The 14,479-nt window shown below is 70.9% G+C and carries 13 protein-coding genes and 3 pseudogenes; 11 read left to right on the top strand and 5 right to left on the bottom strand.

Annotation, left to right across the window (positions count from 1 at the left end):
* Positions 1-366: MinD/ParA family protein (locus tag GJ634_RS15535; RefSeq protein WP_394350887.1), on the top strand; the 366-nt coding region annotated here is incomplete at its 5' end.
* Positions 367-393: 27 nt separating this feature from the next.
* The gene (locus GJ634_RS10050) at positions 394-1,020 is read left to right on the top strand and encodes a transcriptional regulator (protein ID WP_157502625.1); all 627 of its coding nucleotides are present in this window, start codon (positions 394-396) and stop codon (positions 1,018-1,020) included.
* A gap of 67 nt (positions 1,021-1,087) precedes the next feature.
* On the opposite strand, the gene GJ634_RS10045 is transcribed toward GJ634_RS10050, so the two are convergent.
* The gene (locus GJ634_RS10045; protein WP_157502623.1) at positions 1,088-2,011 is read right to left on the bottom strand and encodes a peptidylprolyl isomerase; all 924 of its coding nucleotides are present in this window, start codon (positions 2,009-2,011) and stop codon (positions 1,088-1,090) included.
* Positions 2,012-2,271: 260 nt separating this feature from the next.
* Between GJ634_RS10045 and cyaB the strand changes: the two are divergent.
* The 4 genes and pseudogenes from cyaB to GJ634_RS10025 all read left to right on the top strand — a co-directional run bounded on the left by cyaB (position 2,272) and on the right by GJ634_RS10025 (position 6,345).
* Positions 2,272-2,891, top strand: a pseudogene (gene cyaB, locus GJ634_RS10040) (class IV adenylate cyclase).
* 80 nt (positions 2,892-2,971) lie between these two features.
* Positions 2,972-4,192: a methionine adenosyltransferase gene (locus GJ634_RS10035; protein WP_157502621.1), complete on the top strand. Its 1,221-nt coding sequence runs from the start codon at positions 2,972-2,974 to the stop codon at positions 4,190-4,192.
* Between the two features lie 525 nt (positions 4,193-4,717).
* Positions 4,718-5,896 carry a tRNA sulfurtransferase gene (locus tag GJ634_RS10030; protein WP_157502619.1) on the top strand — a complete coding sequence of 393 codons (1,179 nt, stop codon included), beginning with the start codon at positions 4,718-4,720 and terminating at the stop codon, positions 5,894-5,896.
* Positions 5,893-6,345 carry a DUF5804 family protein gene (locus tag GJ634_RS10025; protein ID WP_331714101.1) on the top strand — a complete coding sequence of 151 codons (453 nt, stop codon included), beginning with the start codon at positions 5,893-5,895 and terminating at the stop codon, positions 6,343-6,345. Before GJ634_RS10030 ends, GJ634_RS10025 begins: the two co-directional genes overlap by 4 nt.
* Here the strand turns inward: GJ634_RS10025 and GJ634_RS10020 are convergent.
* Positions 6,346-7,343: pseudogene (locus tag GJ634_RS10020) on the bottom strand (PLP-dependent cysteine synthase family protein).
* Between the two features lie 174 nt (positions 7,344-7,517).
* Between GJ634_RS10020 and GJ634_RS10015 the strand changes: the two are divergent.
* Positions 7,518-7,877, top strand: coding sequence for a thioredoxin family protein (locus tag GJ634_RS10015; protein ID WP_157502617.1), 360 nt, complete (start codon positions 7,518-7,520; stop codon positions 7,875-7,877).
* On the opposite strand, the gene GJ634_RS10010 is transcribed toward GJ634_RS10015, so the two are convergent.
* Both GJ634_RS10010 and GJ634_RS10005 read right to left on the bottom strand, forming a co-directional pair.
* The gene (locus GJ634_RS10010) at positions 7,874-10,030 is read right to left on the bottom strand and encodes a thioredoxin domain-containing protein (RefSeq protein WP_157502615.1); all 2,157 of its coding nucleotides are present in this window, start codon (positions 10,028-10,030) and stop codon (positions 7,874-7,876) included. The genes GJ634_RS10015 and GJ634_RS10010 overlap by 4 nt on opposite strands.
* A gap of 41 nt (positions 10,031-10,071) precedes the next feature.
* Entirely contained in the window at positions 10,072-10,968 is an 897-nt protein-coding gene (locus tag GJ634_RS10005) for a type II CAAX prenyl endopeptidase Rce1 family protein (RefSeq protein ID WP_157502613.1), read from the bottom strand.
* 87 nt (positions 10,969-11,055) lie between these two features.
* Here GJ634_RS10005 and GJ634_RS10000 point away from each other — a divergent pair, with 87 nt between their 5' ends.
* The 4 genes from GJ634_RS10000 to GJ634_RS09985 all read left to right on the top strand — a co-directional run bounded on the left by GJ634_RS10000 (position 11,056) and on the right by GJ634_RS09985 (position 13,971).
* A complete protein-coding gene (locus GJ634_RS10000) occupies positions 11,056-11,871 on the top strand; it encodes a helix-turn-helix transcriptional regulator (RefSeq protein WP_157502611.1) in 816 nt (271 codons plus the stop codon).
* A 68-nt stretch (positions 11,872-11,939) separates the two neighbouring features.
* Positions 11,940-13,226, top strand: a complete 1,287-nt coding sequence (gene purD / locus GJ634_RS09995) for a phosphoribosylamine--glycine ligase (protein ID WP_157502609.1) — start codon at positions 11,940-11,942, stop codon at positions 13,224-13,226.
* Between the two features lie 49 nt (positions 13,227-13,275).
* Positions 13,276-13,731 carry a ferritin-like domain-containing protein gene (locus GJ634_RS09990; RefSeq protein ID WP_157502607.1) on the top strand — a complete coding sequence of 152 codons (456 nt, stop codon included), beginning with the start codon at positions 13,276-13,278 and terminating at the stop codon, positions 13,729-13,731.
* 45 nt (positions 13,732-13,776) lie between these two features.
* The gene (locus tag GJ634_RS09985) at positions 13,777-13,971 is read left to right on the top strand and encodes a XapX domain-containing protein (RefSeq protein WP_157502605.1); all 195 of its coding nucleotides are present in this window, start codon (positions 13,777-13,779) and stop codon (positions 13,969-13,971) included.
* A gap of 37 nt (positions 13,972-14,008) precedes the next feature.
* On the opposite strand, the pseudogene GJ634_RS09980 reads toward GJ634_RS09985, so the two are convergent.
* A pseudogene (locus GJ634_RS09980) lies at positions 14,009-14,479 on the bottom strand (hypothetical protein); the annotation flags it as partial.

Raw genomic sequence — 14,479 nt, 5'->3', positions numbered from 1 at the left:
GACGGCGACGACCTCGCCGCTGCGCTCGACGCGCTCGACGACCCCCGACCGGTCGTCCTCGACTGTCCCGCCGGCGCGAGCGAGGCCGCGGTCCGGCCGCTGCGCGCCGCCGACGCCTGCGTCGTCGTCGCGACCGACGGTCGGGAGGGCGTCGAGGACGCGGTGAAGACCGCCGCGATGGCGCGCGCCGTGGGGACGCCGGTCCGGGCCGTCGCCGTCACGCGGGCGGCCGACGTTCCGGCCGGGCTCGCGAACGCGGCGGCCGCCGACACGGTGCCGGTTCCCGGCGTCAGTTCGCCCCTCGACGCGCCCGAGACGGCCGCGGCGTACGCGACGCTCGCCGACTACGCCGAGCCAAATACTTAACCTGCGCCCGCCTCCTACAGAGGACGCATGCGCGAGCGGCTCTCCACCGGCGTGGACGTCCTCGACCGGGAGCTCGGCGGCGGCGTGCCGGCCGGCACGGTGGTCGCCTACGAGGCGCCACCGGCCAGTCAGGGAGAGCTGCTGCTGTACGAACTCACGCGCCCGCGGCCCACGCTGTACCTCACCACGAACCGCACCGAGCAGGCCGTCAGGGACGCCTTCGACGCGACGGACGCCCCGACGGGCGACCCCGAGGTCGGCTACATCCCGGGCGCGGACGCCATCGAGAACGCCCGCCGCGCGTTCCGCAGCGTCCCCCCGGAGTCGACGGTCATCATCGACCCCGCGGACGCCCTCGAGCGCGCGGACCGCGGGCGCTACGAGAACTTCCTCAACGAGCTCGGCAACCACATGCGGAACGTCGGCGGCATCGCCGTCCTGCACTGCCTGGACACCGACCACGCCCCCGAACTCCGCGGCACCACCGAGCACATGGCCGACGTCGTCTTCGAGCTGCGCGTCGAGGAGCACAACGACGAGGTCGAGACGCGGCTCACCGTCCCGAAGTTCCGCGGCGGCACCGCCCTGGACTCCTCGATCAAGCTGAACCTCGGCGAGCGCGTGCAGGTCGACACCAGCCGCGACATCGCCTGACCGCGCAGCTACCGGACGGAGTTCTCGCCGCGAAGAAAAACGGGCCGAGCGGCCGGAACCGACGACGTTAGGCTTCGTCTTCGACGTCGAGCTCGTCGACGATCTCGTCGGCGTCGACGTCGGCGTCCTCGAGGGCGTCCTCGACGTCGCCGAGGTCCTCGCCGCCCATGCCGCCCATGCCGCCCATCATGCCGGGCATGCCAGCGGGCTGGCCGTCGATAATCTCCTGGACGATGACGCGGTCGACGTCCAGCATGTCGATGATCTGGTTGAGGATCTGGTCCTTGCCCATCATCCACTGCTGGTTGAACTGGAGCTGCGGGGACTGCTCGATGTACAGCGTCTCCTTCTCGACGGTCTCCGTGGTGGTCTCCGTCTCGCCCTCGTCGTTCTCCTCGGTGACCTCCTCTTCGACCTCGTCGGTCTCGAGGTGCATGTCGAGGTCGGCGTCGAAGTACATCTTCAGGAGGCCGCGGGCCTTCTCGACGGTGCCCTCGACCTCGTCGAGAATCTCGTACTCGTACTCGACGTCCTCGCCGGCGAGCGGGTGGTTGAAGTCGACGCGGGCGCGGCCGCCGATGACGGCTTCGACGTGGCCGTGCTCGCCCTCGATGTCGACGTGCGCGCCGGGGTAGCGCTCGTCCTCGGGGAGCTTGTTCGCGGAGACCGTGCGGACTTCGTCCTCGTCGTACTCGCCGAACGCCTGCTCGACGACGACGCTACCGGTGTCGCCGACCTCCTTGCCCACGAGGTCGTCCTCGACGGCTTCGAAGATGTGACCCTCGCCGATGACGATGGTGCGCGGGGAGAAGTCCTGTTCCTCGGTGTCGACGCCCTCCTCCTCGGCGACCGCCTCGTCGGTCGTGTCGACGAGTTCGTCGCTGTCGACCGTTCGGGCGGTGTAGGAGAGCTCTACGAAGTCGCCCTCCTGGAGTCCGCCCTGTTCTGTCTCGGATTCGTCGGCCGTCTCGGCCTCAGTTTCGTCGCTCATACCAGTACGCACTCCCGTTCCACCCTTAAGAATCACGTTTCGCGGCCGCGAGCGCCGCCGCCGCCGCTGGCGCGGTCACCGGTTCTCGGTTAACGACACGAGGGCGTCGGCGTCCACCGAGACCCACGCGGTGAGTCGCCGGTCGGGGTCGACGTTCGGCCGTGTTCGCTCGGTGCCGGGTCGGTACGCGGAACGACCGACGCACCGCTCGACTCCCCCGAAGCGTCGTGTTTTTCCGCGGTGCTCGCGACCCCTCGTGCATGTACGAAGTGGAGGTGAAGGTGCCGGCGGACCACGACGCGGTCCGCGCGGCGCTGGCGGACGCGGGCGCGAGCGCGCCGGGACGGTGGCACAGGCGGACACGTACTTCGACGCCCCCCACCGCGACTTCGCGGAGACCGACGAGGCGCTGCGCGTGCGCCGGGTCGCGACCGCGAGCGAGGCGTTCGAGCGCGACGCCGTCGACGGCGGGCTCGCGGCGGCCATCGACGCGGTGCTCGACGGTGAACACCTCGCGGAGGGCGAGTCCCGGGTGACGTACAAGGGGCCGCTGCTGGAGGCCGAGTCGAAGTCACGCGAGGAGTTCGAGACGCTCGTCGGGAGCGGGGAGACCGCCCGCGAAATCTTCTCGCGGCTCGGTTTCGACCCCGCGGCGACGGTCCGCAAACTCCGCGAGACCCACCACGTCGACGGGTTCGAAGTTCTCCTGGACGCCGTGGAGGGCGTCGGCGAGTACGTCGAAGTGGAGACCGAGGTCGAGACCGACGGCGAGGTCGAAGCCGCCCGCGAGGACGCCTACGCGCTCCTCCGGCGACTCGGCCTCGACCCCGACGACCAGATTCGGACCTCCTACCTCGGGCTGTTGCTCGCCGACGACTGACTTGGTATGCGCGAGAGGAATATTATCGGGCGTCGTGCTTTTCGCAAGTTATAGGAGCGGAGGCCGGCAACGCTTGCGTAATGACCGAGCGGAACATCCAGGTTCAGTCTCTCGACCGCGGAGCGGTCGAGGACGAAGCGGTCGAGATTGTCGAACGAAAAGGCCTCGGCCACCCCGACTCCATCTGCGACGGCATCGCCGAACACGTCTGCGAGCGGCTCGCCCGCGAGTACATCGACCGCGTCGGCGAAGTCCTCCACTTCAACACCGACGAGACCCAGCTCGTCGCCGGCACCGCCGCGCCCGCGTTCGGCGGCGGCGAAGTCGTCGACCCCATCTACATCCTCGTCGTCGGCCGCGCCACCAGCCACTACGTCGACGACGACGGCACCGAGTACCACATCCCCGTCGAGTCCCTCGCGCTGGAAGCCGCCCGCGACTACCTCCGCGAGCACTTCCCCAACCTCGACCTCGAGACCGACGTCGTCGTCGACGTCAAACTCGGCGAAGGCTCCGGTGACCTCCAGGAAGTCTTCGTCGAAGACGGCCCCGCCGTCCCGATGGCCAACGACACCAGCTTCGGCGTCGGCCACGCACCCCTCACGGAGACCGAACGCATCGTCTACGAGACCGAACAGTCCCTCAACGGCCCCTACGGCGACGCCAACCCGGCCGTCGGCGAGGACGTCAAAGTCATGGGGAAACGCGAAGGCGACCACATCGACCTCACCGTCGCCGCCGCGCTCGTCGACGCCCACGTCGAGGACCTCGAAGCCTACAAGGCCGAAGTCGAGGCCGTCCGCGAGCACGTCCACGACCTCGCCGCCGACTACACCGACCGCCGCGTCACCGTCCACGTCAACACCGCCGACGACTACGACTCCGGCTCCATCTACCTCACTACCACGGGCACGAGCGCCGAACAGGGCGACGACGGCAGCGTCGGCCGCGGCAACCGCGCGAACGGCCTCATCACCCCGAACCGGTCGATGAGCATGGAAGCCACCTCCGGGAAGAACCCCGTCAACCACATCGGGAAGATCTACAACCTCGTCTCCACCGAGATCGCCGAGAGCGTCGTCGCCGACGTCGACGGCATCCGCGACCTCCGCGTCCGCCTGCTCTCCCAGATCGGTCGCCCTATTGACCAGCCCCACGTCGCCGACGTCCACGTCGTCACTGAAGACGGCCTCGACGTCTCGGATGTCGAAGCCGACGTCGAAGCCATCGTCGACGACGAACTCGCCGCCATCACCGACGTCACCCAGCGCGTCATCGACGGCGAACTGGATACGTTCTAAGCGACCTTTTGCGCTGCGCTCGCGGCGGCTCCGCCGCCGCTCGCTCGGCAAAAGCTCGGCCAAAAGCACTCCTCCTTCGGTTCGTTCGCTGCGCTCACTCCCCTCAGTCGTCGGCCTGCGCTCACGGCCCGCTGCTCACGGCTCGCTACGCTCACCGTTCGCACAAACCGTGGCGCTCGTCCCTCGCGCCTCGCGCCGTTCGCGCAGTGAACCGCGACCCTTCCGGGCTCTTCGAGCCACTCGGGTCGCGGATGCTCGCTGTTAGGATTCTCGGCTTGCAGACACGGCGTCGGCTGCGCAGGTTCAAGTAGGTGGCCGGGACCAACCCGTCGCGTGACGGGTTCAAGTAGGTGGCCGGGACCAACCCGTCGCGTGACGTAACCACTGGCGCGGGTCCGGTCGAGGCGGGAGCGTGGCGAGCCGGCCCGCGACGCGGCGCCACCTGCTCGAACCCACCCCGGTCTGCGAGTGTTCTGTCCGCCAGCAGGCGATAGGTGTTTACTGCCGGGTCGGCTTCCTCCTACCATGCTACCGCCCGGTGCGGACGCCGTCGTCGTCCGGCACGGCGACGTCGGCGTGAAGTCGAGTTCGGTGCAGTCCGACATGGAGCGTCGGCTCCGCGAGAACCTCCAAGCTATCCTCGACGACCGCGACGTCCCGGGCGACGTCGACCGCGAGTGGGGACGCCTGCTCGTCCGCACGTCCGACCCCGACGCCGCCGCCGACGCCGCCGCGGACACGTTCGGCGTCGTCTCCGCCAGCCCCGCGCTCTCCGTGCCAGCCGAACTCGACGCGATTCGCGGCGCGCTCGCGCTGACCGCCCGCGAGTGCTACGACGGCGGCGCGTACGCCGTCGACGCGCGCCGCGTCGGCGACCACGACTTCGACAGCCACGACGTCAACCGCGCGGGCGGGGACGCCGTCTGGCACGCCGTCGAGGACGAGCTCCGCCCCGAAGTCGACCTCGACGACCCCGACCTCACGTTCTTCGTCGAAGTCCGCCACGACGAGGCGTTCGTCTTCGTGGAGAAGCGCGACGGTCCCGGCGGGATGCCGCTGGGTAGCCAGAAGCCGCTCGTGGCGCTGGTCTCCGGCGGCATCGACTCGCCGGTCGCGGCGTGGGAGGCGATGAAGCGCGGGTCGCCCGTCGTACCGCTGTACCTCGACCTCGGGCCGTACGGCGGCCCCGACCACCGGGCTCGCGCCGAGGAGACGGCGCGACGGCTCGCCGCGTACGCGCCGAACTTCGACCTCCGGCTGCGCGTCGCGCCCGCCGGCGAGGCAGTCGAACGGCTCGGCGAGGAGGTCGGCCGGACGCGCATGCTCTCCTACCGCCGGTTCATGTACCGGCTCGCGGAACGGTTCGCCGAACGGGTCGGCGCCGTCGGCGTCGTCACCGGCGAGTCCCTCGGCCAGAAGTCCAGCCAGACCGCCGCGAACTTCGCGGTCGTCGACCGCGTCACCGACCTCCCGGTCCACCGGCCGCTGTTCGCGCTCGACAAACAGGAGATCATCGCTCGCGCCCGCGACATCGGCACGTACCGCGACTCCACGCTAGACGTCGGGTGTCAGCGACTCGCGCCCAGCCAGCCGCTGACCGCCGCGTCGATGGACAGTGTCCGCAAGGACGAACCCGACGACCTCTTCGAGTGGGCGCGGGAGGCCGCCGAGGGCGTCGAGGTCTCCGGAGGGATGCCGGCGTGACGCGCGTCTGCATCGTCGGTAGCGACGACGTCGACCTCCGCACGGAGCTGTTCGAGTACGAGACCGCGCGCCGGGCGCTGGCGACCTACGACGTCCGGTCGCCGTACGAGAACACGGTCGCCGTCGAGACCGTGAGCCTCGGCGCCGCGGTGTCGCTGTTGAACGACCTGAACTGGTATCTCGTCCGGCTCGCCGAGGAGGCGTTCGTCCTCGAGCCCTCGGTCGCCGACGACGAGTGGCTCTCCCGCGCTCTCGCCGCGGAGGTCAGGGACGGCGACGTGCGCGCGCCGGAGACGGACGCGCGGCTGAAAGTCTACGGCGTCGAGGACGGCGAGCTCGTCGAGCCGATGTACGTCACGCGCGTGCAGGGCGAGCGCCCCGACTACGACCTCCGGGACGTCGAGGAGACGGTCGTCGTGCGCGTGACCGAAGACGAGTTCGAAGCCTGACTACGCGTCGAAGACGCCCGCCGAGAGGTACCGCTCCCCGGAGTCCGGGAACACCGTGACGACAAGCGGGCAGTCGTCGTACTCGCTGCCGCCGTCCGCGAGCGCGTCCTCGTCGAGGCCGGCGTCCGCGAGGTCGCTGGCGTCGAAGGCGGCTTCCGGGCAGTTCAGCCCGGGTTCGGCGACGCGTTCGGCGACGCGTTCGGCGGCGACGTAGGCGGCGCCGCTGGACTGCCCGACGAGGATGCCGTGTTCGCGCGCGAGTTCGCGGGACCTCGCTTCGGCGTCCTCGACGGCGACCGTCTCGACGCTGTCGATGAGGTCGCGGTCGAGGAGGTCGCTGACGAACCCCGGGCCCATCCCCTGGAAGTCGTCGTCGCCGGACTCGCCGGTGGAGAGCACGGCGTTGTCCGCTGGTTCGACCGCGACGACCTCCATGTCGGGGTACTCCTCCTTCAGGCGGGTCGCAGTGCCTGTGATGGTCCCGCCGGTGCCGACGCCGGCGACGAACGCGTCGACCTCCCGGCCCTTGACCTGCTCGATGATCTCCTCGGCGGTCGTTCGGTAGTGCGCGCGGGGGTTCGCGGGGTTCTCGAACTGGGAGACGCGGAACCCGCCGTCCTCGGCGGCGAGCCGGTCGGCGCGTTCGTTCGCGGTCTCCATGTCACCTTCGACGAGTTCGAGGTCCGCGCCGTACGCGCGGAGGAGCCGCCGGCGCTCCTCGGACATCGACGCCGGCATGACGATGGTGAGGTCGTAGCCGCGGGCGGCCGCGACGACCGCGAGGCCGATGCCCGTGTTCCCGCTGGTGGCCTCCACGAGGCGGTCGCCGGGCGAGACGTGGCCCTCGCGCTCGGCGGCCAGCACCATCTCGCGGGCGGGTCGGTCTTTCGCCGACCGCCGGGGTTGAACGCCTCGAGTTTCGCCGCGACCGTCGCGCCCTCGGGAGCGGGGACGCGGACGAGCGGCGACCCGATGGCCTCGAGGATGCTGTCCTTCATTAGCCCCGTCTACGCAGTCCCCCACTAAACGTGTGACGGGCCGCGACAGTCCCTGCCGGATTCGACGCGACGCCACGCGACGGCGCGGAGAGCCGCCGACGGGGCTGGTCGGCCGACGAGTGGAGCGTCGCCGCGAGCGCGAGCCTTTTGCCCGCGTCGCGCCAACGACTGGGTATGAGCCTGAGCACGATGGAGCCGAACCCGGCGTGGGACGCGAAGTCCTACCCGGAGGTCGTGGACGCGTTCGAGAGCCTCGGCGACGACGTGACCGTCCGCGTCTGGGGCGCCGACTGGTGTGGGGACTGCCGCAGCCAGCTCCCGGACTTCGCGGCCGCGCTGGAGGCCGCGGGCGTCGAGAACGTCGAACACTACCCCGTCGAGCGCGAAGACGGCGAGAAGTACGGGCCGAAGGTCGAGGAGTACGGCATCGAACTCATCCCGACCATCGTCATCGAACGCGACGGCGAGGAGCTCGCGCGCTTCGTCGAGGAGGAGCGCGTCTCGCCGGCGGTCTACCTCGCCGACCAGCTCTAGACGCGGAACTCCGCGAGCCACTCGCTGATTGCTTCGGTCGTCGTCACGGGCGGCGAGCACGCGCGCCGGCAGACGTACGCCGCGGGCTCGCCGTCGACCGCGCCGCGCTCCGCCCAGATGGGCGGCGCCGAGTCCAGCTCGAGGTCGTCCAGCCACGCGTCGATTCCCGACTCAGTGGGCGGTCGCACGGTCAGCAGCCGGTGCGGGAGATAGGACGCTCCGATAGTCTCGCGCCACTCGTCCGGGAGCGCGTCCGCGGCGACGGTGACCTCCAGGAGGCCGTTCGCGTGAGTGTCCGTGGCGAGCGCGAGCGTCGCGTGGCTCGTCGGCGTCGTCTCCGCGCGGCCGCCGTAGCGTTCGAGCATCGCGCTCGCTGCGTCACCGTACCCAGCGTCGGGGTCGAAGGCGTCCAGCGCGAGCAACGTCTCGGCGGCGACCCCCACGGGGGACGGCGTCGGACCGTCCGCGACCTCTTGGGAGCGCACGTCGACGTCCTCGACCGATTCCGGGGTCTGGTAGAGCGCGCCCGTCTCCGCGTCGTAGCACTCCGCGAGCAGCGCGTCCGCGAGGTCGAGCGCGAACCCGAGGTGGTCGCGGCTGCCGGTCGCCTCGTAGGTCGCGAGCGCGCCCGCCGCGAGGTACGCGTAGTCCTCGGCGTAGCCGACGCCGGCGACGTCGCCGTCGATGACGCGCCGGGAGAGCCGGTCGCCGTTCCACAGCGTCTCGCGGACGTACTCGACTGCCTTGGTGGCGCGTTCGGCGTATTCGCTGTCGAGCGCGAGGCCGGCTTCCGCGTACGCCGTCGCCATCAGGCCGTTCCACCCGGCGAGCACCTTCTCGTCGCGCGCGGGCCGCGGGCGGTCCTCGCGGGCGACCCGTAGGCGCTCCTCCGCGGCGGCCAGCAGGTCCGCGGCCTCGCTCTCGCTCCGGTCGAACTCCGCGGCGAGTGCTTCGAGTGAGGCGGAGACGGTGAGCACCGTCTGGCCGTCCTCGAAGTTCCCCGCGGCGTCGACGCCGTAGCGCGCGCAGGCGAGGTCCGCGAGCACGTCGTCGGGCGCGTCGGCGGGTGCGTCCGCGGCGTACTCGCTCACTGCGTCGGCCACGTCCTCGGGCGTCCAGACGTAGAACGCGCCCTCCTCGTGGTCGCCCTCGGGGTGCTCCGGCGGCGCGCTCCGGGCGTCCAGCGTCGCGTAGAAGCCGCCGTCCGGGTGGCCGAGTTCGCGGTCGACGAACCCGAGCGTCTCGTCGACCACGTCCGCGTAGCGCTCTTCGCCGAACAGCCGGTAGCCGTCGACGTACAGCGCCGCGAGCGCGGCCTGATTGTACAGCATCTTCTCGAAGTGCGGGACCGTCCAGTCGGCGTCCGTGCAGTACCGGTGGAAGCCGCCGCCGAGGTGGTCGAAGAGGCCGCCGCCGGCCATCGCGTCGAGCGCGTTCCGGGCGGCGTCGCCGTACCGCGTGTCGGCCGCCGACTGCCGGTGGTGCGCGCGAAGGAGCGCGTTCACCCGGCTGGCCTGCGGGAACTTCGGCGCGCGCCCGAACCCGCCGTGGTCGGGGTCGGTCGCCCGCACGAGGTCGTCCGCGGCGTCCAGCAGCGGGCTCTCGTCGCCGACGTCGATGGGGTCCGGGAGCGATTCGAGTTCGCCCCGGGCGGTGCTCATCCACTGGTCGGCGCGCTCCTCGAGCTCCTCGCGGTTCTGCGTCCACTCGTTGGCGACGCGCTTCGCCAGCGGGAGGAAGCCCGGCTGGTTCCGCTCGGCCTCCTTCGGGAAGTACGTCCCGACGTAGAACGGCTCCTTCTCGGGCGTGAGGAACGCGGACAGCGGCCACCCGCCGCCGCCGCGGACGGCCTGACAGACGGTCATGTACAGCGAGTCGACGTCCGGGCGCTCCTCGCGGTCGACCTTGATGGGGACGAACTGCTCGTTCAGCACGTCGGCGACCTCGGGGTCGGAGAACGACTCCTCCTCCATGACGTGACACCAGTGACACGCCGAGTAGCCGATGGAGAGGAAGATGGGGACGTCGCGCTCGCGGGCGGCCTCGAAGGCCGCCTCGTCCCACGGCTGCCAGTTGACGGGGTTGTCGGCGTGCTGGCGGAGGTACGGGCTCGCCGCCTCGTCGAGGCGGTTCCGCGCGGTGGGGTCGGACATGGGTACGTCTCGGAGCCGCGGGCGGGTAAATCCCCGCTGCCTCACCGCGAGCCGATTTCGACGTCGACGGAGAGGCCGTGGCGGGCGGCGATCCACGCGAGCGCGAGCGGGACCGAGAGCGCGAGCCAGCCGACCGTGAGGTAGCCGGTGACGCCGAGCATGGCGTCCGGTCCGGTCGCCGCGAGGCGGACGAACGACGGGACGCCCGCGGCGCCACCGAGGTTGAAGCCGGCGTTGACGACGGCGTCGACCGCGAAGTGGAAGCCGACCGCGAACCCGAGCTGTCCCGTGAGCACGTACGCGAGCCCGGGGACGGAGCCGACGACGACCCAGAGGAGCACCGACGCCGGGGTCGGCGCCTGGTTCAGGTGGAGGGCGCCGAACACGACCGAAACGACGACCCACGCGACGACGACGGCGGTCCGCCGGCTCGCCCACCGCCGGAACCCCTCGGCGGCGTTCGTGAGGAACAGCGCGCGGAACGCCACCTCCTCCCAGACGGCGACGCCGGCGAACGCGACGACGTACGCCGCGACGGCGGGCACGAACGAGCCGTCCGGGTAGTGCGCGACCGCGGTCACGTCCAGCCAGCCGAGCGCGACGCCGGACGCGACGCTCCCGGCGACGACGGCACCGGCGACGAGCGCGCCGCCCGCGAGGTCGAGCAGCCAGTCCGCGTCGACTCGGACCCCGTACTTCCCGAGTTCGCGGTGGTCGACGTAGCGCGCCCACGCCGCGAGGAAGGCGACGGCGAGGCCGGCCTGTGTGACCTGTGCGGCGGCCAGCCCGTACGGCCGTCTGGTGCCACCGAGTGCCGTCGAGAGCGCGACAAAGGCGACCAGCAGGACGAGGACGGGGACGACGGCGCGTATCCCCGCTCGCAGGACGCCGTGGTTCGGTCGGCGGACGAGGCGCCGGGTGCGGGAGCTCAGCGACATGTCCGGGTCCACGGGAGCGACCGTGAAATACCTCTCCAGCACCGCGATACAGTAAGTAATTTGACTGTTCGGCCGGTGTGTGCCGCCATGGACGCCTTCGCGCTGCTCGCCGACGAGACGCGCGCCGGAATCCTGCGCGAACTCGCCGCGCACCGCCGACGGGACCCGGACGGGGGGCTGGCGTTCTCGGAGCTGCGCGAGCGCGTCGGCGTCCGCGACTCCGGGAACTTCAACCACCACCTCCGGAAGCTGACGGGGCGGTTCGTCGCGGACACGGCGGCGGGGTACCGGCTGACTCCCGCCGGCACGCGCCTCGCGGCGCTCGTCGCCGCGGGCTTCGAGTCCTCGGAGTCCGTGGACGCCGAGCGAATCGACGGCACCTGTCCGGGCTGCGGGTCGCCGCTCGCCGTCTCCTACGAGGACGGCGTCGTCACCGTGGCCTGCGAGAACGACCACCTGCTCCCGCAGTCGCTCGTGCAGCCGCCGGCCGCGGACCGCGACAGCGAGGGGCTCGCCGCGGTGGCGTCGCTCAGCGCGCTCCAGACCGCGGAGTGCGTCGCCGCGGGCGTCTGCACGGTCTGCGACGGCGTCGTCGAAACCGAGCTCTCCCGCACCGGCCACGAGGTGTTACCGTTCGCGTACGTCAGCACCTGTACGGTCTGCGATACGCCGGTGACGGTGCCGCCGGGGCTCGTGCTCGCACGGCACCCCGCGGTGGTCTCGTTCTGGTACGAGCGCGGCGTCGACGGCTTCGAGACGCCGGTGTGGGAGCTCCCCGTCTGGGACGCGGACGAGCGCGTCGTGGAGGAGGACCCGCTCGCGCTGGCCGTGACGCTCTCGCTCGACGGCGACGAACTAGAGATGCGCCTCGACGCCGACGCGAACGCCACGCCCCGCGAATAGCACGTTTCTGCATATCTATCGCCGAATGTAGCGTAACGTTTACACTCACGTGTACAGTCGTTCGGGGTATGACCGAACGAGTCCTGCTGGTCGGCGGCGGCGGCCGCGAGCACGCCATCGCCGAAGAACTCGCCGACGACTGCGAACTGTACGCCGCCGCGGGCAACCGCAACCCCGGCATCGCGTCGCTCGCGGACGGCTTCCGCGAGCTCGACACCGAAGACCCCGACGCGGTCGTCGACTACGCGCTCGACGTGGACGCGACGCTCGCGGTCGTCGGCCCGGAGGGCCCGCTCGCCGCCGGCGTCGTGGACGCCCTCGACGACGAGGGCGTGTACGCGTTCGGCCCGAAGCAGGCCGACGCCCGCATCGAGACGGACAAGACGTTCCAGCGGGAGTTCATGGCCGAACACGACGTCCCCGGGCAGGCGGCGTTCGAGACGTTCGAGGACTCCGACGCCGCGGCCGACTACGTCGAATCCGTCGACGGCCACGTCGCCGTCAAGCCCGCCGGCCTCACCGGCGGGAAGGGCGTCCGCGTCACCGGCGACCAGCTCTCCAAGCGGGAGGCCGCAGACTACGTGCGCTCCTCGGAGCACGACGAGTGGGTCGTCGAGGAGCGCCTCGTCGGCGAGGAAGTCACCGTACAGGCGTTCGTCGCGAACCGCGACGTCCGGCCGACGCCGGTCGCCCACGACCACGGCCGCGCGCTCGAAGGCGACGAGGGCGCGAACACGGGCGGCATGGGCAGCTACACCGGCCCCGACTGGACGCTCCCGTTCGTCACCGACGACGAGTACGAGGCGTGCGTGGAGACGCTGGAAGCCGTCGTCGACGCCCTCCCGAAGTACCGCGGCGTCCTCTACGGCCAGTTCATGCTCACCAGCGACGGCCCGAAGGTCGTGGAGTTCAACGCGCGCTTCGGCGACCCCGAGGCGCTGAACACGCTGCCGACGATGGAGACGCCGCTGCTCGACGTGCTCACCGCCGCCCGCGACGACGACCCGCTCCCGGACCCCGAGTTCGCGGACGTCGCCACGGTCTGCAAGTACGTCGTCCCCGACGGCTACCCGACGGACCCCGAGGGCGGCACGCGGGTCACCGTCGACGCCGACGACCTCGACGACGCCAGACTGTTCTACGCGAGCGTCGACGCCCGCGACGACGGCATCTACACGACGACCTCGCGGTCGTACGCCGTCGTCGGGTTCGGATCCTCGATTCCGGACGCCGAAGCCGAAGCCAGCGCCGCGCTCGGCGACCTCCCCGAGGGGCTGCGCGTGCGCCGCGACATCGGGACGCGAGCACTGCTGCAGGACCGCATCGACCACATGCACGACGTCCGCGGCGAGTAGCCGCCGCCGGCCACCTGGTTCTTTAAGACCCGACCGCGTAGTCGCCGGTATGTCAAGCGAGGAGGTCACGCGACTGCTGCGGAAGGCGTACGGCGACGAGATCGAGACCGTGATGAACTACATGACGAACTCCATCGTCCTCGACGGCGTGCGCGCCGAGGAGATCAAGGAGTCCCTGCAGGCGGACATCCAGGAGGAGCTCGGGCACGCCGAACAGCTCGGCGAGCGCCTCAAGCAGCTCGACGAGCAGCCGCCCGCGTCCGCGGAGTTCGAACCCCACCAGCACAGCCTCCAGCCCCCGGAGGACACGACGGACGTGCTGTCGGTCATCGACGGCGTGCTCGACGCCGAAGGGGACGCCATCGACACGTACCGCGACCTCATCAACGCCGCCGAGGACGCCGACGACCCCGTCACGGAGGACCTCGCGGTCACGATTCTCGCCGACGAGGAAGCCCACCGCACGGAGTTCCGCGGCTACCGCAAGGAGTACCGCTCGGACTAGCGGCTTCCGCGCCCCTTTTGCCGTCGCCGCCGCGTAGCCACGGCCATGAACGTCGCTTTCGTGGTCGCCGCGACGCTGACCGGCGTCGTCGTCGGCGCAGTGTTCGCGTCCCTCCGCATCCCGATTCCCGCGCCGCCGTCGCTGGCCGGCGTCATGGGCATCGTCGGCATCTGGCTCGGCTACCGGCTCGTGAAGCACTTCGACGTCGGCTTCGACCTGCTCGAAGCGCTCGGCGCGTAGCCGCCGTCAGCCGCGAAAAATCGTCGAAGCGGGGGACTCAGTACGAGCGCTCTTTCGGCTCGTAGGTCTGCTCGTCGCCCTCGAGGATGACCGGGCGGTACCAGAGCTCGGGCTCGCCGTCGTTCCACGAGACGAGCGTGTGCTTGAGGTACTCGTCGTCCTTGCGCTCCTGGTGTTCCTTCCGCCAGTGCGCGCCGCGGAACTCGTCGCGGGCGAGCGCGCCCATCGTGATGGCTTCCGCGACGTCCAGCAGGTTCCGGGTCTCGATGGTGTGCTGGAGGTCGGTGTTGAACGTCCGGGACTTGTCCGCGACGTAGACGTCCTTGTAGCGCTCGCGGGCGTCCTGGATGTCGCGGAGGTTCGCCGCCGACGCGAGCGTGAGGGTGCCCGTGATGTGGCTGCCGTCCTCGGCGACCCTGCCGGGATTTGGGGTTCTCGAACACGCCTCGACGGGGTCGTAGACGCCGTCGTCGTAGTTGCTGGCCGTACTCAAGTAGTGCGGGGGTTC

The sequence above is a fragment of the Halobacterium sp. CBA1126 genome (genome assembly GCF_009741975.1).
Lineage (GTDB): Archaea > Halobacteriota > Halobacteria > Halobacteriales > Halobacteriaceae > Halobacterium.
Note: the sequence above shows the minus strand (reverse complement) of the source record. Positions and strands in the feature narration are given on the sequence as shown.

Excerpts from the sequence above, each read along its gene's own strand:
- purD (WP_157502609.1), top strand. The coding sequence starts at position 11,940 with ATGACCGAACGAGTCCTGCTGGTCGGCGGCGGCGGCCGCGAGCACGCC.
- GJ634_RS10000 (WP_157502611.1), top strand. The coding sequence starts at position 11,056 with ATGGACGCCTTCGCGCTGCTCGCCGACGAGACGCGCGCCGGAATCCTG.
- GJ634_RS09990 (WP_157502607.1), top strand. The coding sequence starts at position 13,276 with ATGTCAAGCGAGGAGGTCACGCGACTGCTGCGGAAGGCGTACGGCGAC.
- GJ634_RS10030 (WP_157502619.1), top strand. The coding sequence starts at position 4,718 with ATGCTACCGCCCGGTGCGGACGCCGTCGTCGTCCGGCACGGCGACGTC.
- GJ634_RS09985 (WP_157502605.1), top strand. The coding sequence starts at position 13,777 with ATGAACGTCGCTTTCGTGGTCGCCGCGACGCTGACCGGCGTCGTCGTC.
- GJ634_RS10015 (WP_157502617.1), top strand. The coding sequence starts at position 7,518 with ATGAGCCTGAGCACGATGGAGCCGAACCCGGCGTGGGACGCGAAGTCC.
- GJ634_RS10045 (WP_157502623.1), bottom strand. The coding sequence starts at position 2,011 with ATGAGCGACGAAACTGAGGCCGAGACGGCCGACGAATCCGAGACAGAA.
- GJ634_RS10005 (WP_157502613.1), bottom strand. The coding sequence starts at position 10,968 with ATGTCGCTGAGCTCCCGCACCCGGCGCCTCGTCCGCCGACCGAACCAC.
- GJ634_RS10050 (WP_157502625.1), top strand. The coding sequence starts at position 394 with ATGCGCGAGCGGCTCTCCACCGGCGTGGACGTCCTCGACCGGGAGCTC.
- GJ634_RS10035 (WP_157502621.1), top strand. The coding sequence starts at position 2,972 with ATGACCGAGCGGAACATCCAGGTTCAGTCTCTCGACCGCGGAGCGGTC.
- GJ634_RS10010 (WP_157502615.1), bottom strand. The coding sequence starts at position 10,030 with ATGTCCGACCCCACCGCGCGGAACCGCCTCGACGAGGCGGCGAGCCCG.